Source organism: Streptomyces sp. NPDC029292, from assembly GCF_055569295.1.
Genome location: NZ_JBVHXR010000009.1, coordinates 220,533 through 242,092, shown reverse-complemented (window position 1 = coordinate 242,092; position 21,560 = coordinate 220,533). Strand labels below are relative to the sequence as shown.

The 21,560-nt window shown below is 69.8% G+C and carries 16 protein-coding genes and 2 pseudogenes; 13 read left to right on the top strand and 5 right to left on the bottom strand.

Annotation, left to right across the window (positions count from 1 at the left end; translation table 11 throughout):
- Positions 1-10: 10 nt before the first annotated feature.
- From ACZ4WS_RS21495 to ACZ4WS_RS21480, 4 genes and pseudogenes are all read left to right on the top strand, one after another.
- A pseudogene (locus ACZ4WS_RS21495) lies at positions 11-232 on the top strand (hypothetical protein); the annotation flags it as partial.
- A complete protein-coding gene (locus tag ACZ4WS_RS21490; protein ID WP_467982782.1) occupies positions 199-387 on the top strand; it encodes a hypothetical protein in 189 nt (62 codons plus the stop codon). The pseudogene ACZ4WS_RS21495 and the gene ACZ4WS_RS21490, both read left to right, overlap by 34 nt.
- Before the next feature lie 266 nt (positions 388-653).
- The gene (locus ACZ4WS_RS21485) at positions 654-2,126 is read left to right on the top strand and encodes a sugar transferase (protein WP_467982591.1); all 1,473 of its coding nucleotides are present in this window, start codon (positions 654-656) and stop codon (positions 2,124-2,126) included.
- 82 nt (positions 2,127-2,208) lie between these two features.
- Positions 2,209-2,400, top strand: a pseudogene (locus ACZ4WS_RS21480) (rhomboid family intramembrane serine protease); the annotation flags it as partial.
- A 13-nt stretch (positions 2,401-2,413) separates the two neighbouring features.
- On the opposite strand, the gene hemE reads toward ACZ4WS_RS21480, so the two are convergent.
- Positions 2,414-3,481: a uroporphyrinogen decarboxylase gene (gene hemE / locus ACZ4WS_RS21475; RefSeq protein WP_467982589.1), complete on the bottom strand. Its 1,068-nt coding sequence runs from the start codon at positions 3,479-3,481 to the stop codon at positions 2,414-2,416.
- A gap of 238 nt (positions 3,482-3,719) precedes the next feature.
- Between hemE and ACZ4WS_RS21470 the strand changes: the two genes are divergently transcribed.
- From ACZ4WS_RS21470 to ACZ4WS_RS21460, 3 genes are all read left to right on the top strand, one after another.
- Positions 3,720-4,346 (top strand): DUF3000 domain-containing protein, encoded by a 627-nt coding sequence (locus tag ACZ4WS_RS21470; RefSeq protein ID WP_467982763.1) that lies wholly within the window; start codon positions 3,720-3,722, stop codon positions 4,344-4,346.
- A gap of 364 nt (positions 4,347-4,710) precedes the next feature.
- Entirely contained in the window at positions 4,711-5,373 is a 663-nt protein-coding gene (locus tag ACZ4WS_RS21465; RefSeq protein ID WP_019073943.1) for a response regulator transcription factor, read from the top strand.
- A 170-nt stretch (positions 5,374-5,543) separates the two neighbouring features.
- Positions 5,544-6,818 carry a ribonuclease D gene (locus ACZ4WS_RS21460; RefSeq protein ID WP_467982585.1) on the top strand — a complete coding sequence of 425 codons (1,275 nt, stop codon included), beginning with the start codon at positions 5,544-5,546 and terminating at the stop codon, positions 6,816-6,818.
- 140 nt (positions 6,819-6,958) lie between these two features.
- Here the strand turns inward: ACZ4WS_RS21460 and ACZ4WS_RS21455 are convergent, their stop codons facing one another.
- Genes ACZ4WS_RS21455 through ACZ4WS_RS21445 form a run of 3 tightly spaced genes read right to left on the bottom strand, consistent with a single transcriptional unit; the run spans position 6,959 to position 10,052 of the window.
- Positions 6,959-7,789: a carbohydrate ABC transporter permease gene (locus ACZ4WS_RS21455; protein ID WP_467982584.1), complete on the bottom strand. Its 831-nt coding sequence runs from the start codon at positions 7,787-7,789 to the stop codon at positions 6,959-6,961.
- Positions 7,786-8,736 (bottom strand): carbohydrate ABC transporter permease, encoded by a 951-nt coding sequence (locus tag ACZ4WS_RS21450; RefSeq protein WP_467982582.1) that lies wholly within the window; start codon positions 8,734-8,736, stop codon positions 7,786-7,788. The genes ACZ4WS_RS21455 and ACZ4WS_RS21450 overlap by 4 nt, the downstream gene beginning before the upstream one ends.
- Positions 8,736-10,052 (bottom strand): ABC transporter substrate-binding protein, encoded by a 1,317-nt coding sequence (locus ACZ4WS_RS21445; protein WP_467982580.1) that lies wholly within the window; start codon positions 10,050-10,052, stop codon positions 8,736-8,738. Before ACZ4WS_RS21445 ends, ACZ4WS_RS21450 begins: the two co-directional genes overlap by 1 nt.
- 145 nt (positions 10,053-10,197) lie before the next feature.
- Between ACZ4WS_RS21445 and ACZ4WS_RS21440 the strand changes: the two genes are divergently transcribed.
- The 4 genes from ACZ4WS_RS21440 (at position 10,198) to ACZ4WS_RS21425 (ending at position 17,076) form a co-directional block, all read left to right on the top strand.
- On the top strand, positions 10,198-12,567 hold the full coding sequence (locus ACZ4WS_RS21440) for a glycoside hydrolase family 2 protein (RefSeq protein ID WP_467982578.1): 2,370 nt from the start codon (positions 10,198-10,200) through the stop codon (positions 12,565-12,567).
- Positions 12,564-13,601: a LacI family DNA-binding transcriptional regulator gene (locus ACZ4WS_RS21435; RefSeq protein ID WP_467982577.1), complete on the top strand. Its 1,038-nt coding sequence runs from the start codon at positions 12,564-12,566 to the stop codon at positions 13,599-13,601. The genes ACZ4WS_RS21440 and ACZ4WS_RS21435 overlap by 4 nt, the downstream gene beginning before the upstream one ends.
- Before the next feature lie 125 nt (positions 13,602-13,726).
- Positions 13,727-14,953, top strand: a complete 1,227-nt coding sequence (locus ACZ4WS_RS21430; protein ID WP_467982575.1) for a thiolase family protein — start codon at positions 13,727-13,729, stop codon at positions 14,951-14,953.
- Positions 14,950-17,076 carry a 3-hydroxyacyl-CoA dehydrogenase NAD-binding domain-containing protein gene (locus ACZ4WS_RS21425; RefSeq protein WP_467982574.1) on the top strand — a complete coding sequence of 709 codons (2,127 nt, stop codon included), beginning with the start codon at positions 14,950-14,952 and terminating at the stop codon, positions 17,074-17,076. The genes ACZ4WS_RS21430 and ACZ4WS_RS21425 overlap by 4 nt, the downstream gene beginning before the upstream one ends.
- A gap of 258 nt (positions 17,077-17,334) precedes the next feature.
- On the opposite strand, the gene ACZ4WS_RS21420 is transcribed toward ACZ4WS_RS21425, so the two are convergent.
- Positions 17,335-18,351 (bottom strand): PLL family lectin, encoded by a 1,017-nt coding sequence (locus tag ACZ4WS_RS21420; RefSeq protein WP_467982572.1) that lies wholly within the window; start codon positions 18,349-18,351, stop codon positions 17,335-17,337.
- A 176-nt stretch (positions 18,352-18,527) separates the two neighbouring features.
- Between ACZ4WS_RS21420 and ACZ4WS_RS21415 the strand changes: the two genes are divergently transcribed.
- On the top strand, positions 18,528-19,952 hold the full coding sequence (locus ACZ4WS_RS21415; RefSeq protein WP_467982570.1) for a cellulose binding domain-containing protein: 1,425 nt from the start codon (positions 18,528-18,530) through the stop codon (positions 19,950-19,952).
- A 55-nt stretch (positions 19,953-20,007) separates the two neighbouring features.
- Complete coding sequence (locus ACZ4WS_RS21410; protein ID WP_467982568.1) at positions 20,008-21,453, top strand: polysaccharide deacetylase family protein; 1,446 nt, start codon at positions 20,008-20,010, stop codon at positions 21,451-21,453.
- Positions 21,454-21,560: the final 107 nt, after the last annotated feature.

Sequence of the window (21,560 nt, the reverse complement as noted above, 5' to 3'; positions counted from 1 at the left end):
CAACACCGTCACTCAAGAAGAAACGCACCCGGTTCCGGCCGTCGGCAAGGACATCGAGGCCCTGAGCGAAGTCGACTACCTGTACTGGGTCGGATGCGCCGGCGCCCTCGAAGCCCGCGCCAAGAAGACCACCAAGGCCTTCGCCGACCTGCTGCACATCGCAGGCGTGAAGTTCGCGATCATGGGCGGCGACGAGAAGTGCAGACCGACTCGGTCAACGGCAAGAAGGCTGCATCCGACAGCGGTTCCGCCGCGGGTGTCAAGGCCAAGGAGTCCATCCACGTCGTGGACGTCGCCCAGCCGCTCCTCGACTCCGTGAACACGCCGGTCGACCCGGCGGGCGAGGCGGAGACGGAGAGCGAACCGGAGCCGGAGCCCGTCAAGTAGACGGGGTTCGTCCGCCCCCTCGCCTGTGCGCCGGTCACCGGTGGACCGCACCGCCCTCCAGCGCCCTCCCCCAGAAGCACCCTCCCGGGGACTGCTCGCCGCCCGGCCCCGGCGTCTGCATATGCACAAGGCATGAAGCTCTGCTCATCGGGTGAGAGTTGCCCACGACCCAGCGTCGCGCCCCGCTGTTCAGCGAACAGCCATACAGACTCGAATAGTCCTTTATTGACGCGCTTGGAGGGCGAATGTGGCTGTCCGGGGAGACCATGCCCCAGGTACCAGTGGCAAGACCTGCGCAGACACAGGTCATCCGGGAGCAGCCGCCGAGCGGGCGCCGCACCAGCAGGCCCGTCTGGTACGCGCCGGCCGCCGTCATCGGCGACGCGGCCGGCGCCGCCGTGCCGGTGTATCTGGCCTTCGCGCTGGCCGGCAGCACGCATGCCGCGGCCTACGCGACGGTGGCGGCCGCAGCATGGCTGCTCGTGCGCGGCGCACGGGACCGCTACTGCGAGCGCCGTCTCGGTGAGTGCGACAACGCCGGCCCCGCGCTGCAGGACTGGCTGGTACTGGTCGGACTGCTTGCGGTGGTGCGGGCGGCGACGGGCGAGGAGTCCCCGTTCCTCGTCGCACTCGCCGCCCTGGTGCCCTGCGCGCCGACGAGCGCCGTCGTACACACGCTGATCCACCGTCATCTGGTCGCCCGACGCCGCGACGGCCGGGCCGTCCGCCGGGCCCTGGTGATCGGGGAGGCGAACACTGTCGACGGTCTGGTGAGCCACCTCGCGAAGTGGACCGACCACGAGCTCATCGTCGTCGGGGTGTGCCCGATCGGCGACGAGGACCCGCATGCGCTGGCCCCGGTCGCCGCCCGCCTCGGCAGGCAGGCACCGTCGCGCCCGTCGGCCGACTCCGCCCCGGTACTGGAGGCGGCCCGGCGGCTCGACGTGGACGTGGTCCTCGTCGTGCCGGGACCGTACATGACCGGAACGCGCCTGCGGCGGCTGTCGTGGGCCCTGCACAGCGAGGAGCGCCCGCTCGTGGTCGTACCGGGCCTGACCGAGGTTGCCGGGCGCCGGGTGGGCGTCCACTCCGTGGCCGGGCTCACGATGCTGAACGTGGCCCCGCCCCTGAGGCGGGGGCTTGCGACGCTGCTCAAGTCGGTAACGGACCGGCTGGGCGCGGCGCTGCTGATCGTGCTGCTCGCCCCGGTGTTCGTGGCGGTGGCCCTCGCCGTACGGCTGGATTCCCCGGGCCCCGTCGTGCACCGGCAGACGCGCATCGGCCGCGGCGGAAAACCGTTCACCATGGCCAAGTTCCGCACCATGGTCGCCGACGCGGAGCGGCTGAGGCACCAGCTGACCGGGACCAACGAACAGGACGGCCGGATGTTCAAGATCCGCCGCGATCCGCGGATCACCCGCGTCGGCCGGGTGCTGCGCCGCTGCTCCCTGGACGAACTGCCCCAGCTGTTCAACGTGGTGCGGGGACACATGTCCCTGGTCGGTCCGCGGCCGCCGCTGCCCGACGAGGTCGCCGGGTACAACGAGGTGGAGCTGCGCAGGCTGGCCGTCAAGCCGGGGCTCACCGGCCTGTGGCAGGTCAGCGGCCGCTCCAACCTCTCCTGGGACGAGACGGTCGCCCTGGACCTCAGGTACGTCGACAACTGGTCCCCGGCCGGGGACCTCGGGGTCCTCGTTCGCACAGTGCGCGTCGTCGTGGCTGGCACCGGGGCCTACTGAGCGTGATCAGCACCGGCGATCCTCAATTGGAGGACCCATATCGACGACGCAGTCGGTGCACATGTCCAGCACGCTGAAGACCTGGTTCACCTTGCAGGCGGTGTACCCGTCCGGCGGCGGCGGCGTCTCGACCGCGGGAACGGTGGCGTACGCGGCGCACGTCGTCGGCTTCCTCGCGGACATGCTGCTCGCCCGGCCGCCGCGCACCGGCACCCCGCCCCCGCCGGAACCGCGCAGCCTGCTGTGGGGCAGGCAGGCGCGGCACGGCTGGTGAGACGGGCGGGGCCTCAGCGCGCGGTCTGCGTGTGGACGTACTCCACGAGGCGGGTCAGGGCGTCCGGGTCGGTGGTCGGCAGGACGCCGTGGCCGAAGTTGAAGACATGGCCTTCGAGACCGGCGGCCGCGTCGAGGACCTCGCGGGTCTTCGTCTCCACGGCCTCGGTGGTGGAGAACAGGACGGCCGGGTCCAGGTTGCCCTGGAGCGCCTTGCCGGGGCCGACGCGGCGGGCCGCCTCGTCGAGCGGGACGCGCCAGTCGACGCCGACGACGTCCGCGCCCGCCTCGCCCATGAGGCCGAGCAGCTCGCCGGTGCCGACGCCGAAGTGGATGCGCGGGACGCCGTACGACGCCACGGCCTCGAAGACCTTCGTGGACGCGGGCATCACCGAGCGGCGGTAGTCGGCGGGCGTGAGGGCGCCGACCCAGGAGTCGAAGAGCTGGACGGCGCTGGCGCCCGCCTCGATCTGCACCTTCAGGAAGGCGGCGGTGATCTCGGCGAGGCGGTCGAGCAGGTCGGCCCACAGCTGCGGGTCGCCGTACATGAGCGCCTTGGTGTGCTCGTGGTTCTTGGACGGGCCGCCCTCCACGAGGTAGCTCGCGAGCGTGAAAGGCGCGCCCGCGAAGCCGATGAGGGGGGTGGAGCCGAGTTCGGCCGTGAGCAGGCCGATCGCCTCGGTGACGTAGCTGACGTCCTCAGGGGTCAGATCGCGCAGCTGGGCCAGGTCGGCGCGGGTGCGGATCGGATTCTGGACGACGGGGCCCACACCCGGCTTGATGTCGAGGTCGATACCGATGGCCTTCAGCGGGACGACGATGTCGCTGTAGTAGATCGCCGCGTCCACGTTGTGCCGGCGCACCGGCTGGAGCGTGATCTCGGCCACCAGCTCGGGCCGCATGCAGGATTCCAGCATGGGGATGCCCTCGCGCACCTTGAGGTACTCGGGCAGCGAGCGACCGGCCTGCCGCATGAACCACACGGGCGTATGGGGCACGGGCTCGCGCCTGCACGCCTTGAGGAAGGCGGACTCGTACGTGGCTGTCGGCTGCTGCCCGGAAGGGCGCTCGTTGGCACTCACGACGGAAAGTCTCGCACGGCCGACCGACATCGAAGTCCCGGGCTCCGGCGACCTGCACATGACGGGCTCCGGCGACGTACACGTCACGGGCTCCGGCGTTCGGACCGGCGCATTCGCGCAGCGCGATCCGGACAGTGGTCCCGCGCACGGGTGTCTCTCCCTGCACGGAGGCTCCGTTCCCCTTAATCTTCCCCGCATGGCTGCGGCTCAGGGACGACTGTCGGACGGCGCTGGCGGAATGGACGACGCGAAGGAGGGGGACCAAGATGCGACGGAGACGGCTCCGCCGCCCTTCCGGGCCGCCGTCGACGCGCTCAAGGCCGCGCGGCTGCGGCCGGAGATCGAGATCGACCCGACGCGCCCGCCGCAGCGCCTGGCCCCCTACGCGTACGCGCTGGAGGCGGCGGTCGTCGCCGACGACGAGGATCTGGCCGACGGCCGCCTCGTGCTGCTGCACGACCCGGCGGGCCACGACGCCTGGCAGGGCACCTTCCGTCTGGTGACCCTGGTCCGCGCGGAGCTGGAGCCGGAGATGGCCGCCGACCCGTTGCTCCCCGAGGTCTGCTGGTCGTGGCTGACCGGCGCGCTCCAGGCCCGCGGTCTGTCGTACGGCGAACCGAGCGGCACCGTCACGCGCGCGAGCTCGCACTACTTCGGCGGCCTCGCGGAGCGCCCGTCCGCCTCCCAGATCGAGATCCGGGCGTCGTGGACCCCCCGGGAGGGCCTGAGCGGCGTCCCGGACACAGCCGCGCACCTCGCCGCGTGGTGCGACCTGCTGTGCCAGATCGCCGGGCTCCCGCCGGTGACCCCGGGCGACACGTCGGTGGTCAGCCTTCCGCAGCGCCGGGGGCCGCAGTCGCGCTGAGGCCGCAGTCTCCTTGAGGCCGCAGTCCCGCTGAGGCCGCAGTCCCCGCCGAGTCCCCGGCCCCGCGACGCCACATTCCCGCCGAGGCCGCGGACCCTCACGCCGACCCGCTCACTCCTTACCGGGCTCTTACCGGTTCTTTGTCGATACGGCCACTTTCGGCCGCGTATCGACGTGGAATGACTCGGTTCGATCTTCGGATGATCGATCGCGTGTCCGAATTGCACAGATTGTTACTCACCATATCGTGATCATTCTCTAAAGGTCGATGGGTTTGGTGCCGAAGACGTCTGTGACCTTGAAAGCACGGTACGTCCCGGCTTCATCCCCAGAGTCGGTACCGTCCCGCACCCCAGGAGGCCTGGTGTCCGTTCTCCTCGAGCAGCCCGCAAGCCTGGTCGCCTACCGCCCGAACAAGCCGACCGCCATGGTGGTCGTGGCCGACCCCCGGGTCCGCTCCACCGTCACCCGCCATCTGTGGGCGCTCGGAGTGCGCGACGTCATCGAGGCGTCGTCCGTCGCGGAGGCCCGTCCCCGAATCGGCAACCCGCGCGACATCTGTGTCGCCGATGTCCATCTGCCCGACGGCAGCGGGCTCACCCTGCTGTCCGAGACCCGAGCCGCGGGCTGGCCCAACGGCCTCGCCCTCTCCGCCGCCGACGACATCGGCGCCGTACGCAATGCCCTCGCGGGCGGCGTCAAGGGCTATGTCGTCACCGGCACCCGTACGAACGTCGGGCTCCCCACCCGGCCCGGCGCCGCGCCCATCGGCTCGGCAGCCGCCCGTATGCACCGCCGCCCCCCGGGCGCCCCGAGCCACCCGGGCGGCTACCGCGAGCTGTCCGGACGAGAGGTCGAGGTACTCCGTCTGGTCGCGGAGGGTCAGTCGAACAAGGCCATCGGCGTCTCGATGGGCCTGTCCGCGCTGACCGTCAAGAGCCACCTCGCCCGCATCGCCCGCAAGCTCGGCACGGGCGACCGTGCCGGAATGGTGGCGGTGGCCCTGCGGACGGGGATCATCCACTGAACCGACTGGGATCATCCACTGAACCAGAGTCACGTATAGACACGCGGAACCCGGTCACCACGCACTCCGAGCCGGATCTTTCACTGACCTGACTGGTTTACGACCCTCAGACGCCCGTCGACGGAACGTTCCGTCGGCGGGCGTTGTCCATACACAGATACCCTTGACACGTGACCGACGCCCAAGAGACCGCAGCAGACAGCTCACTGCGAACCACCGGAGGCGCCCCTCCGGACGACGTCGAATCGGCGCCGATCCCTTTGCTTGAGCCCCGAGACGGCATTCCGCCCGTGATCGCCGACGACGCCTCGCTCGCCGAGGTGATCGCCGCCTTCGCCGCCGGATCCGGCCCCGTAGCCGTCGACGCCGAACGCGCGTCCGGGTACCGATACGGCCAGCGCGCCTACCTGGTGCAGCTGCGCCGCGAGGGCGCGGGCTCCGCGCTGATCGACCCCGTCGCCTGTCCCGACCTGTCGGGCTTCGGCGAGGCGATCTCCGGCGTGGAGTGGGTGCTGCACGCGGCCACCCAGGACCTGCCGTGTCTGCGCGAGATAGGCATGATCCCGACCCGCCTCTTCGACACCGAGCTGGCCGGGCGGCTCGCCGGGTTCCCGCGGGTGGGCCTCGGCGCGATGGTCGAGAGCGTGCTCGGGTTCGTCCTGGAGAAGGGGCACTCCGCCGTCGACTGGTCGACGCGTCCGCTGCCCGAGCCGTGGCTGCGCTACGCCGCGCTCGACGTGGAACTGCTCGTCGACCTGCGCGACGCCCTGGAGAAGGAGCTGGACCGGCAGGGCAAGCTGGAGTGGGCCCGGCAGGAGTTCGACGCGATCGCGCAGGCCGAGCCCGCGCCGCCGCGCAAGGACCCCTGGCGCCGTACGTCCGGGATGCACAAGGTGCGCCGCCGGCGGCAGATGGCGGTCGTCAAGGAGCTGTGGGAGACCCGGGACCGGGTCGCGCAGCGCCGGGACATCTCGCCGGGCAAGGTGCTCGGTGACGCGGCGATCGTCGAGGCTGCGCTGGCCCTCCCGGCCAATGTGCACGCCCTGGCCGCGCTGAACGGCTTCGGGCACCGCATGGGGCGGCGCCAGCTGGAGCAGTGGCAGTCCGCCGTCGACCGCGCGAAGGAGCTGCCGGACTCCGAGCTGCCCCAGCCCGGCCAGCCGGTGACCGGTCCCCCGCCGCCGCGCGCCTGGGCCGACAAGGACCCGGCGGCCGCGGCCCGGCTGTCCGCCGCGCGCGCCGCGGTGTCGACGCTCGCCGAGCAGCTGAACATGCCGCAGGAGAACCTGATCACGCCGGACACCGTGCGCCGCGTGTGCTGGGAGCCGCCGGTTACGCCGGACACGGAGTCCGTGGCCGCCGCGCTCGCCGGCTATGGGGCGCGGCCGTGGCAGGTCGAGCAGGTGACGCCGGTGCTGGTGGCCGCGCTGTCCGCCAAGGGCTGAGGCCAAGGGCCGACGAACGCCGGGCCGCCGTGAGTGGTTCGGTCGTTCGGCGGCTGCGGACGGTCCTGGGTTGCTCGCGCCCACGCGGCGGAGCCGCATGGTGTCACAGCCCCGCGCCCCTGACGGGGCGCGGCCTGCGCCTACTTCGTCGCGCCGCGCGTGAACCCGTTGTAGATGAAGCGCTGGAGGAACAGGAAGACGATCAGGGTCGGCAGGATGACGAGCACCGCTCCTGCCGAGATCGTCTCCCAGTGCGCCCCGAACGGCCCCCGGAAGCGGAACAGCGACGTCGAGATCACGCCAAGATCTTCCGACGGCATATAGAGGAACGGGATGTAGAAGTCGTTGTAGACGGTGATCCCCTTCACGATCACCACCGTGACGATCGCGGGCTTGAGCAGCGGGAAGATGATCTTCCGGTAGACCGTGAAGGCGTTGGCGCCGTCCAGGCGCGCGGACTCGTCCAGGGAGATCGGGATGGACCGTACGAACTGCAGGAAGATGTAGATCGACACGATGTCCGTGCCCATGTAGAGGGCGATCGGCGCCCAGCGGGTGTCGAACAGGCCGAAGCTGTTGACGATCTGGAAGGTCGCCACCTGGGTCGTCACGCCGGGCACGAGCGCGGCGACGAGGAACAGCGCGACCACCAGCTTCTTGAAGCGGAAGGTGAACCGGTCGATCGCGTACGCCGCCATCGAGCCGATGATCACCGTCCCCGTGACGGCGAACAGCAGGATGAAGGCGGTGTTGCCGAACGCCGAGAGCATCCGGCCGTCCTGAAACGCCGTCACATAGTTGTGGAAGTTGAGCAGGTCGTCGGGGAGCGTGAGGGCTCCGCTGTCGTTCGCCATCTCCTTCGAGGACTTGAGGGAGGTCAGGAAGACGACGCCGAGCGGCAGCAGCACGACGACGGCCGCGACGACGAGTGACAGATACACGAGGGTGCGGGCGAGGACTCGGCGCGTCATACGAGGTCCACCTTGTCGTCGGGGACGAGGCGCCGCTGCACCCAGGTCACCGCCAGGATGATCATCAGCAGCACGACCGCCGCCGCCGAGGCGAGCCCCGTCTTGTTGAACTGGAAGGCCAGCTTCACGGTCTGGATCACGAAGGTCTCGGTGCCGGTCGCCCCGCCGGTCATGATGTACGGGATCTCGAAGACCGAAAGCGAGCCGGAGATGGACAGGATCACGCTCAGGCTCAGCACGGGCCTGATCCCCGGCGCGATGATGTACCGGAACTGGTGCCAGCGGTTGGCGCCGTCCAGCTCGGCGGCCTCGTACAACTCCCCCGGAATGGACTGGATCGCGCCCAGGAAGAGCACGAAGTTCAGGCCCATGTAGCGCCAGACGGAGACACCGGCGAGCGAGACGTTCGCGGATGTCGGTGTCCCGAGCCACGCGCGGTCGGAGTGCACGCCGAACAGGCTCAGCACCGAGTCGAGGGTGCCGCCGTCCTGGAAGAAGTACAGGAAGACGAAGCCGATCGCGACCCCGTTGATCAGGTACGGGAAGAAGAGCACGCCCTTGAAGAAGTTCCGGAAGCGGACGTTGAAGCTCAGGATCGTCGCGAAGTAGAGCGCGGCGGCGATCTGGACCACGGAGGCCGCGAGGTAGTAGCCGCTGACGAAGAACACCTGGAAGAGGTCCTCCCGGGTGAAGACCTCGACGTAGTTCTCGGCGCCCGTGTAGTGCAGCCCGGGGCTCACGCCGTCCCAGTCGGTGAAGCTGTACGCGACCATGTTGGCGATCGGCGCGTAGGTGAAGGTGATCAGCAGGGCGAGCGGGGCGATCAGGAAGAGCCAGGGCGTGACGCCGCGCCACAGCCGCGCCCTGCGCGGGGCGGGCGGCGGTTCGGGGGCGGCGGGCGCGGCCACCTCCGCGGGCCGCGCCGCCTTCTCGGTGGTGTCCGCCATCAGGACCCCGCGGCCTTCTGCGCCTCGGTCCACTTCTTGCTGAGGTCGTCGAGGAAGCCGTCGAGGCTGCCCTTCGTGGCGCCGCGCGCGAGGTCGACGAGGTCCTGGCGGTAGTCGGGCTTGTAGATGCCGACCTCGGACGCGTCGTCGAGCTCCTTGACCTGGGCGCCCTTCGCGTCATTGACCTCGATGAACTGCACGCCCGCGTCCTCGTACGGCTTCAGTACCTGCGGCAGGGGCGCGTCCTTGACCGGCGAGATGGCCAGGTTGTCGTCCGCGTAGCCGGACTTGTCGGTGAACCAGTCGATCCAGGCGCGGGCCGCCTCCTTGTGCTTGGAGTGGACGTTGACGGCCTGGTTGTAGTCCGGGCCGACAACCGCGCAGAACTTCCCGCCCACTTGGGCCGGGAAGGGCATGAACCCGATGTCGTCGGGGTTGACCCCGGCCTGCTTGGCCCCGTCCTGGAACTGGATGATCGCCCAAGTCCCGAGCCACTCCGTGGCAATCTGCCCCTTCGCCAACCGGGCTTTGGAAGCTTCCCAGTTGGTGGTGGTCGGGTCCTTCTCGATCAACCCGTCGTGCACGATGTCGTACAGCAGCTTGTCGCCGACGCGCAGCTCGGCGCCCTGGGCCCACGGATCGCCCTCGGCCAGCTTCGTGGTCGCCTGGGTGTCGCAGTGCACCGAACCGTTGACGAACGTCCAGGAGGTCAGCGGCCACTGGGCGGCGAAGTTGGTGTAGTACGGGGTCGCGTCCGTCTTGGTCTTGATGGCCTTCAGGTCGGAGATGAACTCGGCCGGGGTGGTGGGCCATTGGGTGACCCCGGCGTCCTTCCAGACCTTCTTGTTGTAGACGAAGCCGGGGGTCACACCGATCGGGCTCTGCCCGTAGACCTTGCCGCCGACGGTGGTGAAGTCGGTGAAGCGGTACTTCTTGCTCCGCTCCGCCTGGGTGCCGAGCGAGGCGAAGAACTTCGGGTAGTCGTTCTTCTTGATCACCGCGGGGATCAGGAGCACGTCACCGTAGTTCTCCGTGTTCATACGGATCTTGACCTCGGTCTCGTAGTTCGTGAGGGCCTCGAACTCGACCTTGACCTTCGGATAGACCTTGTTGAACTCCGCGGCGTACTTCTTCATCGTGCCGTCCTGCACGAGATCGGTCCGCTGGGTGAGGACCTTGATCGTCCCGGACACCTTGTTCGGGTCGTCGGGGGCCTTCGCGTCCGCGCCCTTCGAGGTGCCTCCTGTCCCGGTGCAGCCGGCGGCCAGCAGTGCGGCGGCGAGCAGTGTTCCGGCGAGTGACTTGCGGCGGTTCATCTGCACCAGCTCCGTTCACGTCGGTTGGCTGATTCCGCACTCTGGCAGTCGTTTACTGAACCGGTAAAGTCCCTATCCCGCCAACGATGAGAAAGGGTTTTCCAGTACTGGCAATTTCAGTGCTCGACCGGTTTAGGGAGCATCCATGCTGGACGTCACACCGCTCACCGAGGGATGGATCCTGCGGCACGAGGGGGCCGCGGTCCCCGCCGAGGTGCCGGGCTGTGTGCACACGGATCTGCTGGCGGCGGGGGTCATTCCGGACCCGTTCCTCGACCGCAACGAGACGCGAGTGGCGTGGGTGGGAAGGCGGGAGTGGACGTACGAGACCGACGTCCCGGCCTCCGGCGGACATGAGCAGACCGACCTCGTCTTCGACGGCCTGGACACCGCCGCCGAGGTCCGCATCGGCGGTCGACTCCTGGGCTCGGTACGGAACATGCACCGCTCCCACCGCTTCGACGTCACCGGTCTCCAAGGCCGCCTTTCGGTGCGCTTCCGCTCCGCGTACACGGAGGCCGAGGCGGTACGGGAGCGTCTCGGGGAGCGGCCGAACGCGTATTCCGAGCCTTTCCAGTACATCCGGAAGATGGCCTGTTCCTTCGGCTGGGACTGGGGGCCGACCCTGGTAACCGCCGGAATCTGGCGGCCGGTTCGGCTGGAGCACTGGTCGTCGGCGCGGATCGCGCGGGTACGGCCGGTGGTGACGGTCGAAGGGTCCACCGGTCTGGTCGCGCTGCACGTCGACGTGGAGCGGACCAGGGTCGAGGCGGACCTCACCGTGACGGCCCGGGTCGGCGGGGTCGAGGCCACGGCGGCGATCGACGGAACGAGCGGTGCCGTACGCCTGGAGGTGCCCGACCCGGACCTGTGGTGGCCGCGGGGGTACGGAGAACAGCCGCTGTACGAAGTCGAGTTGACGCTCACTGGTGCGGAGGGACCGCTCGACACCTGGCGCCGCCGCGTCGGCTTCAGGACCGTCGAGCTGGACCGGCGCCCCGACGCGTACGGCACCGGCTTCACCTTCGTCGTGAACGGGGTCCGGCTCTTCGCGCGCGGCGTCAACTGGATCCCGGACGACGTCTTTCCGTCCCGGATCACCCGCGAGCGGTATCGCGGACGGCTCACGCAGGCGGCCGAGGCCGGTGTCGATCTCGTACGCGTCTGGGGCGGCGGGATCTACGAGAGCGAGGACTTCTACGACGCCTGCGACGAGCTGGGGCTGATGGTCTGGCAGGACTTTCCGTTCGCGTGCGCGGCCTATCCGGAGGAGCAGCCGCTGCGCGGTGAGGTGGAGGCCGAGGCCCGCGAGAACGTCGTACGGCTGATGCCGCACCCCTCGCTGGTGCTGTGGAACGGCAACAACGAGAACCTGTGGGGTTTCCGGGACTGGGGCTGGGAGCGGCGGCTCGCCGGGGACTCGTGGGGCGAGGGGTACTACCTGGGTCTGTTGCCGCGTGTCGTCGCCGAGTTGGACCCGACGCGGCCGTACACCGCGGGAAGCCCCTGGTCCGGGTCCTGGGATCGTCACCCGAACGACCCGGCGCACGGTACGCACCACTCGTGGGAGGTGTGGAACCGGACGGACTACGCCGACTACCGCCGCGAAGTCCCGCGTTTCGTGGCCGAGTTCGGCTGGCAGGCCCCGCCCGCGTACGCGACGCTGCGGCGCGCGCTGCCCGGTGAGACGCTCGCTCCCGACTCCCCCGGCATGCTGCACCACCAGAAGGCGGACGACGGGAACGGCAAGCTGGAGCGCGGGCTCGCCCCGCATTTCCCTTTGCCGGACGGGGACTTCGACCGCTGGCACTACCTCACCCAGGTCAATCAGGCACGGGCCGTCGCCGCCGGGATCGAGCACTGGCGCTCGCACTGGCCCCGCTGCGCCGGGACCATCGTCTGGCAGCTCAACGACTGCTGGCCGGTGACGTCCTGGGCCGCGATCGACGGGGACGGGCGGGCGAAGCCGCTTTACCACGAGCTGCGGCGGCTGTACGCGGACCGGTTGCTGACGCTTCAACTCCGGGACGAAGGGCTGGTGTTGGTCGGCGTCAACCAGTCCCCGGGGGCATGGCAGGGTGCCGTCACCCTGCGGCGGATGTCCGTGGAGGGCGTGACGGTGGGCGAGGCGACACTCGGTCTGTCGGCCGCCGGGCGTACGGTCGCCGAGGTGCGCGTACCACGAGACCTGGAGCCCGCCGGACCCAAGGAGTTCCTGGTGGCGGACGCGGACGGGCTGCGCGCCGTGCACTTTCCCGTGCCGGATCGCGACGTCCCGTACCCGCAGCCGGAGTTCGACGTCGTGGTCGCGCCGGGCAGTGTGACCGTGACGGCCCATACCCTCGTACGGGATCTGCTTCTGCAAGCGGACAGGCTGGCGCCCGGAGCCTCGTCCGACACCGGCCTCGTCACCCTCCTCCCCGGCGAACAGGTCATCCTGGGCGTACGCGGCTGGGAGACTCCCGATGCGGACACCGCCCGATCCGCCTTGTACTGCGTGGAGCCGAACCGATGACGACAGCGCCCACACCCCGCGTGACCATCAAGGACGTCGCCGCGCGCGCCGGGGTCTCCAAGGGCGCCGTGTCACTCGCCTTCAACCACAAGCCGGGCCTGTCGGACGCCACCCGGGACCGGATCTTCGAGGCGGCCCGGGAGCTGGGGTGGGCGCCGAATCTCACGGCGCGGTCGCTGTCGAGCCAGCGCGTGGACGTGGTCGGCCTCGCGATCTGCCGGCCGGCGAAGCTGCTCGGGCTCGAACCGTTCTACATGGAGTTCATCTCCGGCGTGGAGAGCGTCCTGACCGAGCGGTCGTGCTCGCTGCTGCTGCGCCTCGTCCGGAATCTGGAGGAGGAGGTCGGGCTCCAGGACGCCTGGTGGAAGGGGAAGCAGATCAGCGGGTCGATCCTGGTCGACTTCCGGGCGAACGACCCGCGGGTGGCGGCGGTGGAGCGCCTCGGCATGCCGGCGGTCGCGGTCGGACACCCTTCCCTGACCGGCAGCCTCACCTCCGTCTGGACCGATGACGCCACCGCCGTCACGGAGGCCGTGCGCTATCTCGCGGCGCTCGGGCACCGGCGGATCGCCCGGGTCGGCGGCGCGGCGGCCCTGGGCCACACGTCCATCCGTGCGGCGGCCTTCGACGCGTCGGCCCAGATGCTGGAACTCGACGGGGCCCGGCAGGTCGCCACCGACTATTCGGGCGACGCGGGCGCGCGGGCCACCCGCTCACTGCTGACCGCCGCGCCCCCGGACCGGCCCACCGCGATCGTGTACGACAACGACATCATGGCGGTGGCGGGTCTTTCGGTCGCTTCCGAGATGGGGCTGAGCGTGCCGGGTGACGTCTCGCTGCTCGCCTGGGACGACTCCCAGCTGTGCCGGCTGACGCATCCGGCGCTGTCCGCCATGAGCCATGACGTGCACGGATTCGGCGCGGACGCGGCACGGACGCTGTTCGGGGTGATCACCGGCGAGGGGCCCGGCTCGCATCCCGTGCCCACTCCGGTCCTCACCCCGCGGGGCTCGACGGCGCCTCCGCGGATGTGACCTTCACCGCTCCCGCCTCCGGGACTGGGCAGCATGGTTACCCGCAAGTAGCATGAGGGGGTGAGCGCGCGCTCAGGCGTGTGCGCCGCGCAGCAGTGCCATCCCGCATCTGGAGGAGAGCCATCGTGCCTCGTACCGTCAGGGACGTCGTCTTCGTCGACGGCGTCCGCACCCCGTTCGGCAAGGCGGGCCCGAAGGGCATTTACCACGAGACCCGCGCCGACGATCTCGTCGTGAAGGCCATCCGGGAGCTGCTGCGCCGCAACCCGGGCCTGGACCCCAAGAAGATCGACGAGGTCGCCATCGCCGCGACCACGCAGATCGGTGACCAGGGTCTGACGCTGGGCCGCACGGCCGGCATCCTCGCCGGTCTCCCCCAGTCGGTCCCCGGCTACTCCATCGACCGCATGTGCGCGGGCGCGCTGACCGCCGTCACCGCCACCGCGGGCTCCATCGCCTTCGGTGCGTACGACGCCGTCATCGCCGGTGGTGTCGAGCACATGGGCCGCCACCCGATGGGCGAGGGCGTGGACCCGAACCCGCGCTTCGTCAGCGAGAAGCTGGTCGACGAGTCCGCCCTCTTCATGGGCATGACCGCCGAGAACCTGCACGACCGCTACCCGCACATCACCAAGCAGCGCGCCGACGAGTACGCCGTGCGCTCGCAGGAGAAGGCCGCCAAGGCGTACGCCAACGGCAAGATCCAGCAGGACCTGGTGCCGATCTCGGTGCGCAACACCAACGCGGAGGTCGGTGAGACCGGCTGGGGCCTGGTCACCGCCGACGAGCCGATGCGCCCGGGGACGACGCTGGAGAACCTGGCCGGTCTGAAGACGCCGTTCCGCGTCCACGGCCGGGTCACCGCCGGTAACGCGGCCGGTCTGAACGACGGCGCCACGGCCTCGATCATCGCGTCCGAGGACTTCGCCCGCGAGAACAACCTGCCGGTCAAGATGCGGCTCGTCTCGTACGCCTTCGTCGGCGTCGAGCCCGAGGTCATGGGCTACGGTCCGATCCCGGCGACCGAGAAGGCCCTCGCCAAGGCGGGCCTCGGCATCGGCGACATAGGGCTGTTCGAGGTCAACGAGGCCTTCGCCATCCAGGTGCTGGCCTTCCTCGACCACTACGGCATCGCGGACGACGACGCGCGCGTCAACCAGTACGGCGGCGCCATCGCGTTCGGCCACCCGCTGGCCTCCTCCGGCGTCCGTCTGATGACGCAGCTGGCCCGCCAGTTCGAGGAGCAGCCGGAGGTCCGTTACGGCCTCACCACCATGTGCGTCGGCTTCGGCATGGGCGCCACGGTGATCTGGGAGAACCCGCACCACAAGGACGCCGGAGGCAACAAGTGAGCACCACCGAACTCCTCAAGGGTGCGGCCGAGCTGTTCCCCGACGAGGTCGTGACGTCCGCGAACGTACGTCACCTCGACCTGCCGTTCGGGGCTGGCCGTTTTGCGCTCATCACCCTTGACAACGGCTTCGACCACACCAAGCCGACCACCTTCGGCCCGGCGTCGCTGGCGAACCTCAACGCCGCCATCGACCAGGTCGAGAAGGAGGCCGCGGCCGGCGAGATCGTCGGTGTCGGCGTCACCGGCAAGCCGTTCATCTTCGCGGTCGGCGCCGACCTCAAGGGCGTCGAGCTGCTGAAGAAGCACGACGACGCGCTCGCCATCGGCAAGGGCGGCCACGAGGTCTTCAAGCGCCTCGCGGCCCTGGCCGTCCCGACCTTCGCGTACTACAACGGTGCGGCGATGGGCGGCGGCGTCGAGGTCGGTCTGCACTGCAAGTACCGCACGGTGTCGAAGGCGCTCCCGGCCTTCTCGCTGCCCGAGGTCTTCCTCGGTCTGGTCCCCGGCTGGGGCGGCTGCACGATCCTGCCGAACCTGATCGGTGCGGAGAAGGCCGTCTCGGTGATCATCGAGAACTCGCTGAACCAGAACAAGCAGCTCAAGGGCCGGCAGGTCTTCGACCTCGGCATCGCCGACGCCCTCTTCGAGGGTGCGGACTTCCTGGAGCAGTCGCTGATCTGGACGGCGAACGTCCTCAAGGGCGACATCACCGTCGAGCGTCCGGAGATCGACCGCGGCGAGGCCTGGGACCAGGCCGTCGCGCGCGGCCGTTTCATCGCCGACAGCAAGGTGCACGGTGCGGCTCCGGCCGCGTACCGCGCGCTGGACATCATCGCCGCGGCCAAGGACGGTGACCTGCAGAAGGGTTACGACGCCGAGGACGTGGCGCTCGCCGACCTGATCATGGGTGGCGAACTGCGCTCCGGCATCTACGCGTTCAACCTCGTCCAGAAGCGCGGCAAGCGCCCGGCGGGTGCCCCGGACAAGTCCCTGGCCCGTCCGGTCACCAAGGTCGGCGTCGTGGGCGCGGGCCTGATGGCCTCGCAGCTCGCGCTGCTCTTCCTGCGCCGCCTCGAGGTGCCGGTCGTGCTGACCGACATCGACCAGGAGCGCGTCGACAAGGGTGTGGGCTACGTCCACGCCGAGATCGACAAGCTGCTGAGCAAGGGCCGGGTGAACCAGGACAAGGCGAACCGTCTGAAGGCCCTGGTGACCGGTGTCCTGGACAAGGCCGAAGGCTTTGCGGACGCCGACTTCATCATCGAGGCCGTCTTCGAGGAGATCGGCGTCAAGCAGCAGGTGTTCGCGGAGGTCGAGGCGGTCGCCCCGGCGCACGCGATCCTCGCCACCAACACCTCGTCCCTCTCGGTCACCGAGATGGCGTCGAAGCTGAAGAACCCCGAGCGGGTCGTCGGTTTCCACTTCTTCAACCCGGTCGCGATCCTCCCGCTGCTGGAGATCGTCCGCGGTGAGCAGACGGACGACGCCGCGCTGGCCACGGCGTTCGGTGTCGCCAAGAAGCTGAAGAAGACGGCGGTTCTGGTGAAGGACGCCCCGGCGTTCGTCGTCAACCGCATCCTCACCCGCTTCATGGGCGAGATCCAGAACGTCATCGACGAGGGCACGTCGGTCGAGGTCGCGGAGAAGGCGGTGGAGCCGCTGGGTCTGCCGATGTCTCCTCTCGTCCTCCTGGAGCTGGTCGGCCCCGCGATCGGTCTGCACGTCTCGGAAACCCTCAACCGGGCCTTCCCGGACCGCTTCACGGTCTCCCCGAACCTTGCCGCCGTCGTCAAGGCGGGCAAGCGCGGGTTCTACGTGTACGACTCCGGGAAGCCGGAGCTCGACCCCGAGGTCGCGGCACTGCTGAAGCAGGGCGATGTCGTCCTCACCGAGGAGCAGGTCCGTGACCGCGTCCTCGACGCCGTCGCCCAGGAGATCGGGCTCATGCTCGACGAGGGTGTCGTGGCCGAGGCCCAGGACATCGACCTCTGCCTGATCACCGGTGCCGGCTGGCCCTTCCACCTGGGCGGCATCACGCCGTACCTGGACCGCGAGGGTGTCTCCGAGCGGGTGAACGGGAAGCGGTTCCTGGAGCCGGGTGTCGCGAGCGTCCCCGCGTAAGCGCTCCGCTGTGTACGCCGGGTGCCCGGCACGCCAACTGGTGTGCCGGGCATCGGTGTTCGCCCCCTCCGCCCCTACCCTCCCCCACTCTCGGCTTCGCTCGAGCGGGGGGACCCCCATCGTCCCTGGGGGCTGCCGCCCCCAGACCCCCGCTGTCGGCCTGAGCGACCTCGTCCTCAAACACCGGACGGGCTGAGAATCAGCCCCTCCGGCGTTTGACGAGCGGGGTCTGGGGCGGCGGGGGCGAAAAAACGCCCCTCACACCACCCGCCACGCCTCCAGCGCCAACCCCGGCTCGTCCTTCCGCCGGGTCAGGAGCAGCTCCCCGCCCCCGGGCGCGAGGCTGGCCGCAACCACCCGCCCCACCTCGTCCTCCGCCAGTGACACCCGTGTGTCCGCAGAGAGTTGAGGACCGGACTCGGTCCACCAGGCCCCCGCAGACTCCTGCTCGGTCGGATACGCGGCGAAGGCGACCCGACCGCTCGCCGAGCGCTGGGCGAGCAACGTGCAGTCGTGGCCGTCGAGTTCGCAGCGGACGGCCGACACGGGCCCGGGCCCGGCGGAGGCCAGCAGAGCGACCGGCTTGGTGCCCGGACGCCAGGCGCACAGGTCCCCCGTCCCGTCGGTGAAGAAGAGCGTGGTGGACCCCGGAGACGTGGCGAGCGCCCGGAGCGTGTCCGGGCGTACCGGCGTCTCCAGGGTCTCCTGCAGGACCGGCTGCGCGCCCGGCTCCTCCTGCCGCCAGTGCAGGATGCCGCCCGGGACGGCCGCGTACAGCTCGACGCGTCCGGACTCCCCCGTCACGGCCGCCAAGTCCGCCCGCACGTCACGCCCCTTGAGGTCGCGCCACGGGCCCCAGCCGCCCTTCTCCTTCTGCGCGAGCATGCTCACGCCGCCGCCCTTGTTGCGTACGAAGACGTGGGCGCGCCCCTCGGCGTCGACGGCGACGGCCGGTGTGCCGGTCCGGTCGCCCTTCTTGTCGGGGTGCCCGATCGGGTTCCAGTCGAGGGCGGCGAGCCGGGGACGGAAGTGCGTGGAGTGGACGAGGCCCGACTCGCCGTTGCCGGTGGGGCGCCAGGAGACGAGATGGGCGTAGCGGTCGGGGCCCTGGCCCACGGCGAGCACGGGATGCAGGCGTTGGTCGCCGCCCACGGTGCGCGCAGGGTCCCAGGGGCCGCCGGGGCCGTGCTCCGCCCGGCAGAGGACAGCCGCCTCCGACAGCAAGTACGCACTGAGCCTGCCGTCGCGGCCGCGTATGAGCCAGTCGCCGTTCACCGGTTCACTTTAATCGGGGCGTGCCGGACACGGCGGCCCGCCCCCGGAGGTTCCCATCTTGCGGTGGACGACACCCCCACTGGATAGGATCTACACAAGATCTGACCAGATGAGTACTCGTCTGATGGTTTCAACCCCCGTTTTCGTCTCAGTGTCTGTCCTGCGGAGGAACTTCCGTGGCGTCTACCCGCCGCAAGCCACGTCGCCGTGTGTGGCCCAAGATCAAGCTGTTGCTCCTCGTGGGCGCGGTGGCCGCCGGTGGTACGGCGCTCTACCCCGTGTGGCGTGCGGCGCACCCGGATCCCCCGGAGCTCACCGTCCGGTACCGGACCGACACTCCGGCCGCGGCGGCGGTGGCCAAGCCCTCGCTGGAAGTCTTCAACGAGTCGAAGAAGCCGCTGCCGTTGAGCGATGTCACGCTCCGGTACTACTTCACCGCGGACGGGGCGTCGTCGTACGCCTTCAACTGCGTCCAGGCCGCCGTCGGCTGCTCGAACATCGCCGGCACCGTCGTCACGCCGGACGAGTCCACCTCCACCGCCGACCGCTATCTGGAGATCAGGTTCACCGCGGACGCGGGCACCCTGAAGCCCGGTGCGAACAGCGAGGGCATCGAGCTGCAGCTCTACCGCGTCGACCACAAGCAGCTGAAGCAGTCGAACGACCGCTCCTTCGACGGCGCCATGACCAGCTACAAGGAGTCGAAGAAGGTGACCGCGTACAAGCGCGGCGTGCTCGCCTGGGGGGAGGAGCCGAACGGCGACTCCAAGAAGTCGGCGGCGGCCTCCGCCGCGCCCGACCCGGCGCTCACCACCCCGACCGGGGTCATCTTCGACAACTTCCAGTACAGCGGCTCCAAGGACCCGGCGCTCTTCAAGCACGGATGGCTGGTCCGCACCAGCAAGGGCGGCCCCGGCATCGACGACACGTGGTCCGCCGACGGCGTCAGCTTCCCCTTCGAGAAGGACGCCCAGGGCGACGGCCAGGTGCTCCAGCTGCGCGCCACCACGGACGGCACCAAGGCCGGTACGAAGCAGGCCAGCGTGGGAAGCGCCGGAACCGAGTTCCGTTCGGGCACCTACGCCGCCCGGATCCACTTCAGCGACAAGCCGACGAAGGGCCAGAACGGCGACCACGTCAACCAGACCTTCTACACGATCGGCGGCAGCGGCTCGAAGTACAGCGAGCTGGACAACGAGTACATGCCGAACGGCGGTTGGGGCGCGCCCGGGCCCAAGCTCGACACCACCAGCTGGTACAGCTACCAGGCGGGTGACCGCGTCACCAGCAAGCTGGAGGAGAGCCTCAACGGCTGGCACACCATGGTGATCACGGTGGACAAGGACGTGGTCACGTACCGGCTCGACGGCCGGAAGCTCTTCAGCAGCAGCGGAAAGTACTCCCCCCGCGCGGGCATGTCCGTGAACTTCAACACCTGGTTCGTGGACCTCCCGTTCAAGGGCGACCGCACCTGGGACATGAAGGTCGACTGGCTGTACTACAACGCCGACGACACCCAGTCCCTGAAGGACGTCCAGGCGGCGGTGAAGGACTTCAGCGGCAACGGTCTGAACTACTTCAACACTGTTCCCACATCCTGAACGGGGCTACGATCCCGAGCCCCCCGGCCAGTTGACAGCTCAGTCAGGAGCCCCGGTGAGCACAGAGCAGTCGATACCCAGCGTCCCCGCCCATCCGGTGAGCCGGCGCTCCGCACTGCGGCTGGCCGGGGCAGGAGGGATCGTGACGGCCGGCGGCGCCCTGCTGGGCACCGGGCCCGCGTCGGCGGCCGCGGGCATCGGCGGCCTCACCACACCCCCGTCGTTCGCCCCGTCGGGGCGCCGCCCCCGATATCGACGCGCGACCTGGTCCCAACAGTTCCAGGCGTCCCACGGCTGGTCCGCCGCGGGCACCGGCACGGCGTCGGCCGAACCGAACGACACATCGGTCTTCGTGCGAGGTACCCAGTCGGTCCGGGTGACCACCACCGGCACGGCCAAGCAGTCGTACGTCCGAAGAACCGGCATGTCCGCGATGAACCTGACCGGCAAGATGATCAGGCTCGTCTTCCGGGTCGAGAACACGGCCAACCTGTCGAAGCTGGCCTTCTACGTCGGCACCGGCTCCTTCACGAACTACTTCCTCTGGCAGTTCCACACGCACTCCACGACGGCGACCAACTACGTCCAGTCGGGAGAGTGGGTGACGGTGCATCTCCAGTGGGCCGACGTCACCAGCGCGGCCGGAACGTGCTCGTTCTCGTCCTCCGGCGTCCCTTCCACGACATCCGGCTTCACCGACATGTCGTTCGCCCTGTACGACAACGCGGGCGGCCCGGTGACGTACCACCTCCAGGCCGTCGAGCTGATACCGGACACCGCGTCCGTCTTCCCCAAGGGCGCCGTCTCGGTCACCTTCGACGACTCCCACACCTCGATCCACGACCTGGCCCGGCCCACGATGGACGCGTACGGAGCCCCCGGCACCGTCTACAACATCGCCGACGCGATCGGGACCGGCACCTTCCTGTCGCTCGACGAGATGCGCTCTCTGCAGGACTTCTCGGGCTGGGAGATGGCCGGGCACTCCTACGCGACGGCCGCCCACACCGCGGGCTACAGCAAGCTCACCGCACAGCAGGTGGACGACGACCTGCGCACCCTGCGGGAGTGGCTGGTGTCCAACGGCTTCAGCAGCGAGCATTTCGCCTACCCGCACGGCGCGTTCGAGAAGACCACGGACGGCATTCCGGTGGACCTGATCGCGAGCCGGCACTTCACCACGGCCAGATCGATCATCTCCGAGACGATCGAGTCCTTCGCCCCGGCGATGCCGTACCGCCTCAAGGCGCTGACCGGCATCAACGACGGCTCGGGAATCGGCGGTACGGCGCTGTCGAACCTGACCGGCGCGGGCGGCAGGCTCGACCGCTGTGCGAGCAACGGCGACTGGCTCATCCTCTGCCTCCACAAGATCGTGGAAGGAACTCCGGCGAGCAGTACGGAGATCAGCCGGGCCGGTCTCGCCACGCTGATGGCGGCGGTCGCCGACCGGGGCATCCCCGTCGTGACGGTCGCGGAAGCGATGGCCTACTACACGTGAGGTGACGGGAGTCCGGCCCAGGGGGGGGGGGGGGGGGGGGGGGGGGGGGGGGGGGGGGGAGGGGGGGGGGGGGGGGGGGGGGGGGGGGGGGGGGGGTGCCGACCCTG

What these genes read in the sequence shown, in the direction of transcription:
- ACZ4WS_RS21485 (WP_467982591.1), top strand. Translation starts at nt 654, where the DNA reads ATGCCCCAGGTACCAGTGGCAAGACCTGCGCAGACACAGGTCATCCGG.
- ACZ4WS_RS21470 (WP_467982763.1), top strand. Translation starts at nt 3,720, where the DNA reads ATGGACGACGCGAAGGAGGGGGACCAAGATGCGACGGAGACGGCTCCG.
- ACZ4WS_RS21455 (WP_467982584.1), bottom strand. Translation starts at nt 7,789, where the DNA reads ATGACGCGCCGAGTCCTCGCCCGCACCCTCGTGTATCTGTCACTCGTC.
- ACZ4WS_RS21450 (WP_467982582.1), bottom strand. Translation starts at nt 8,736, where the DNA reads ATGGCGGACACCACCGAGAAGGCGGCGCGGCCCGCGGAGGTGGCCGCG.
- ACZ4WS_RS21445 (WP_467982580.1), bottom strand. Translation starts at nt 10,052, where the DNA reads ATGAACCGCCGCAAGTCACTCGCCGGAACACTGCTCGCCGCCGCACTG.
- ACZ4WS_RS21440 (WP_467982578.1), top strand. Translation starts at nt 10,198, where the DNA reads ATGCTGGACGTCACACCGCTCACCGAGGGATGGATCCTGCGGCACGAG.
- ACZ4WS_RS21435 (WP_467982577.1), top strand. Translation starts at nt 12,564, where the DNA reads ATGACGACAGCGCCCACACCCCGCGTGACCATCAAGGACGTCGCCGCG.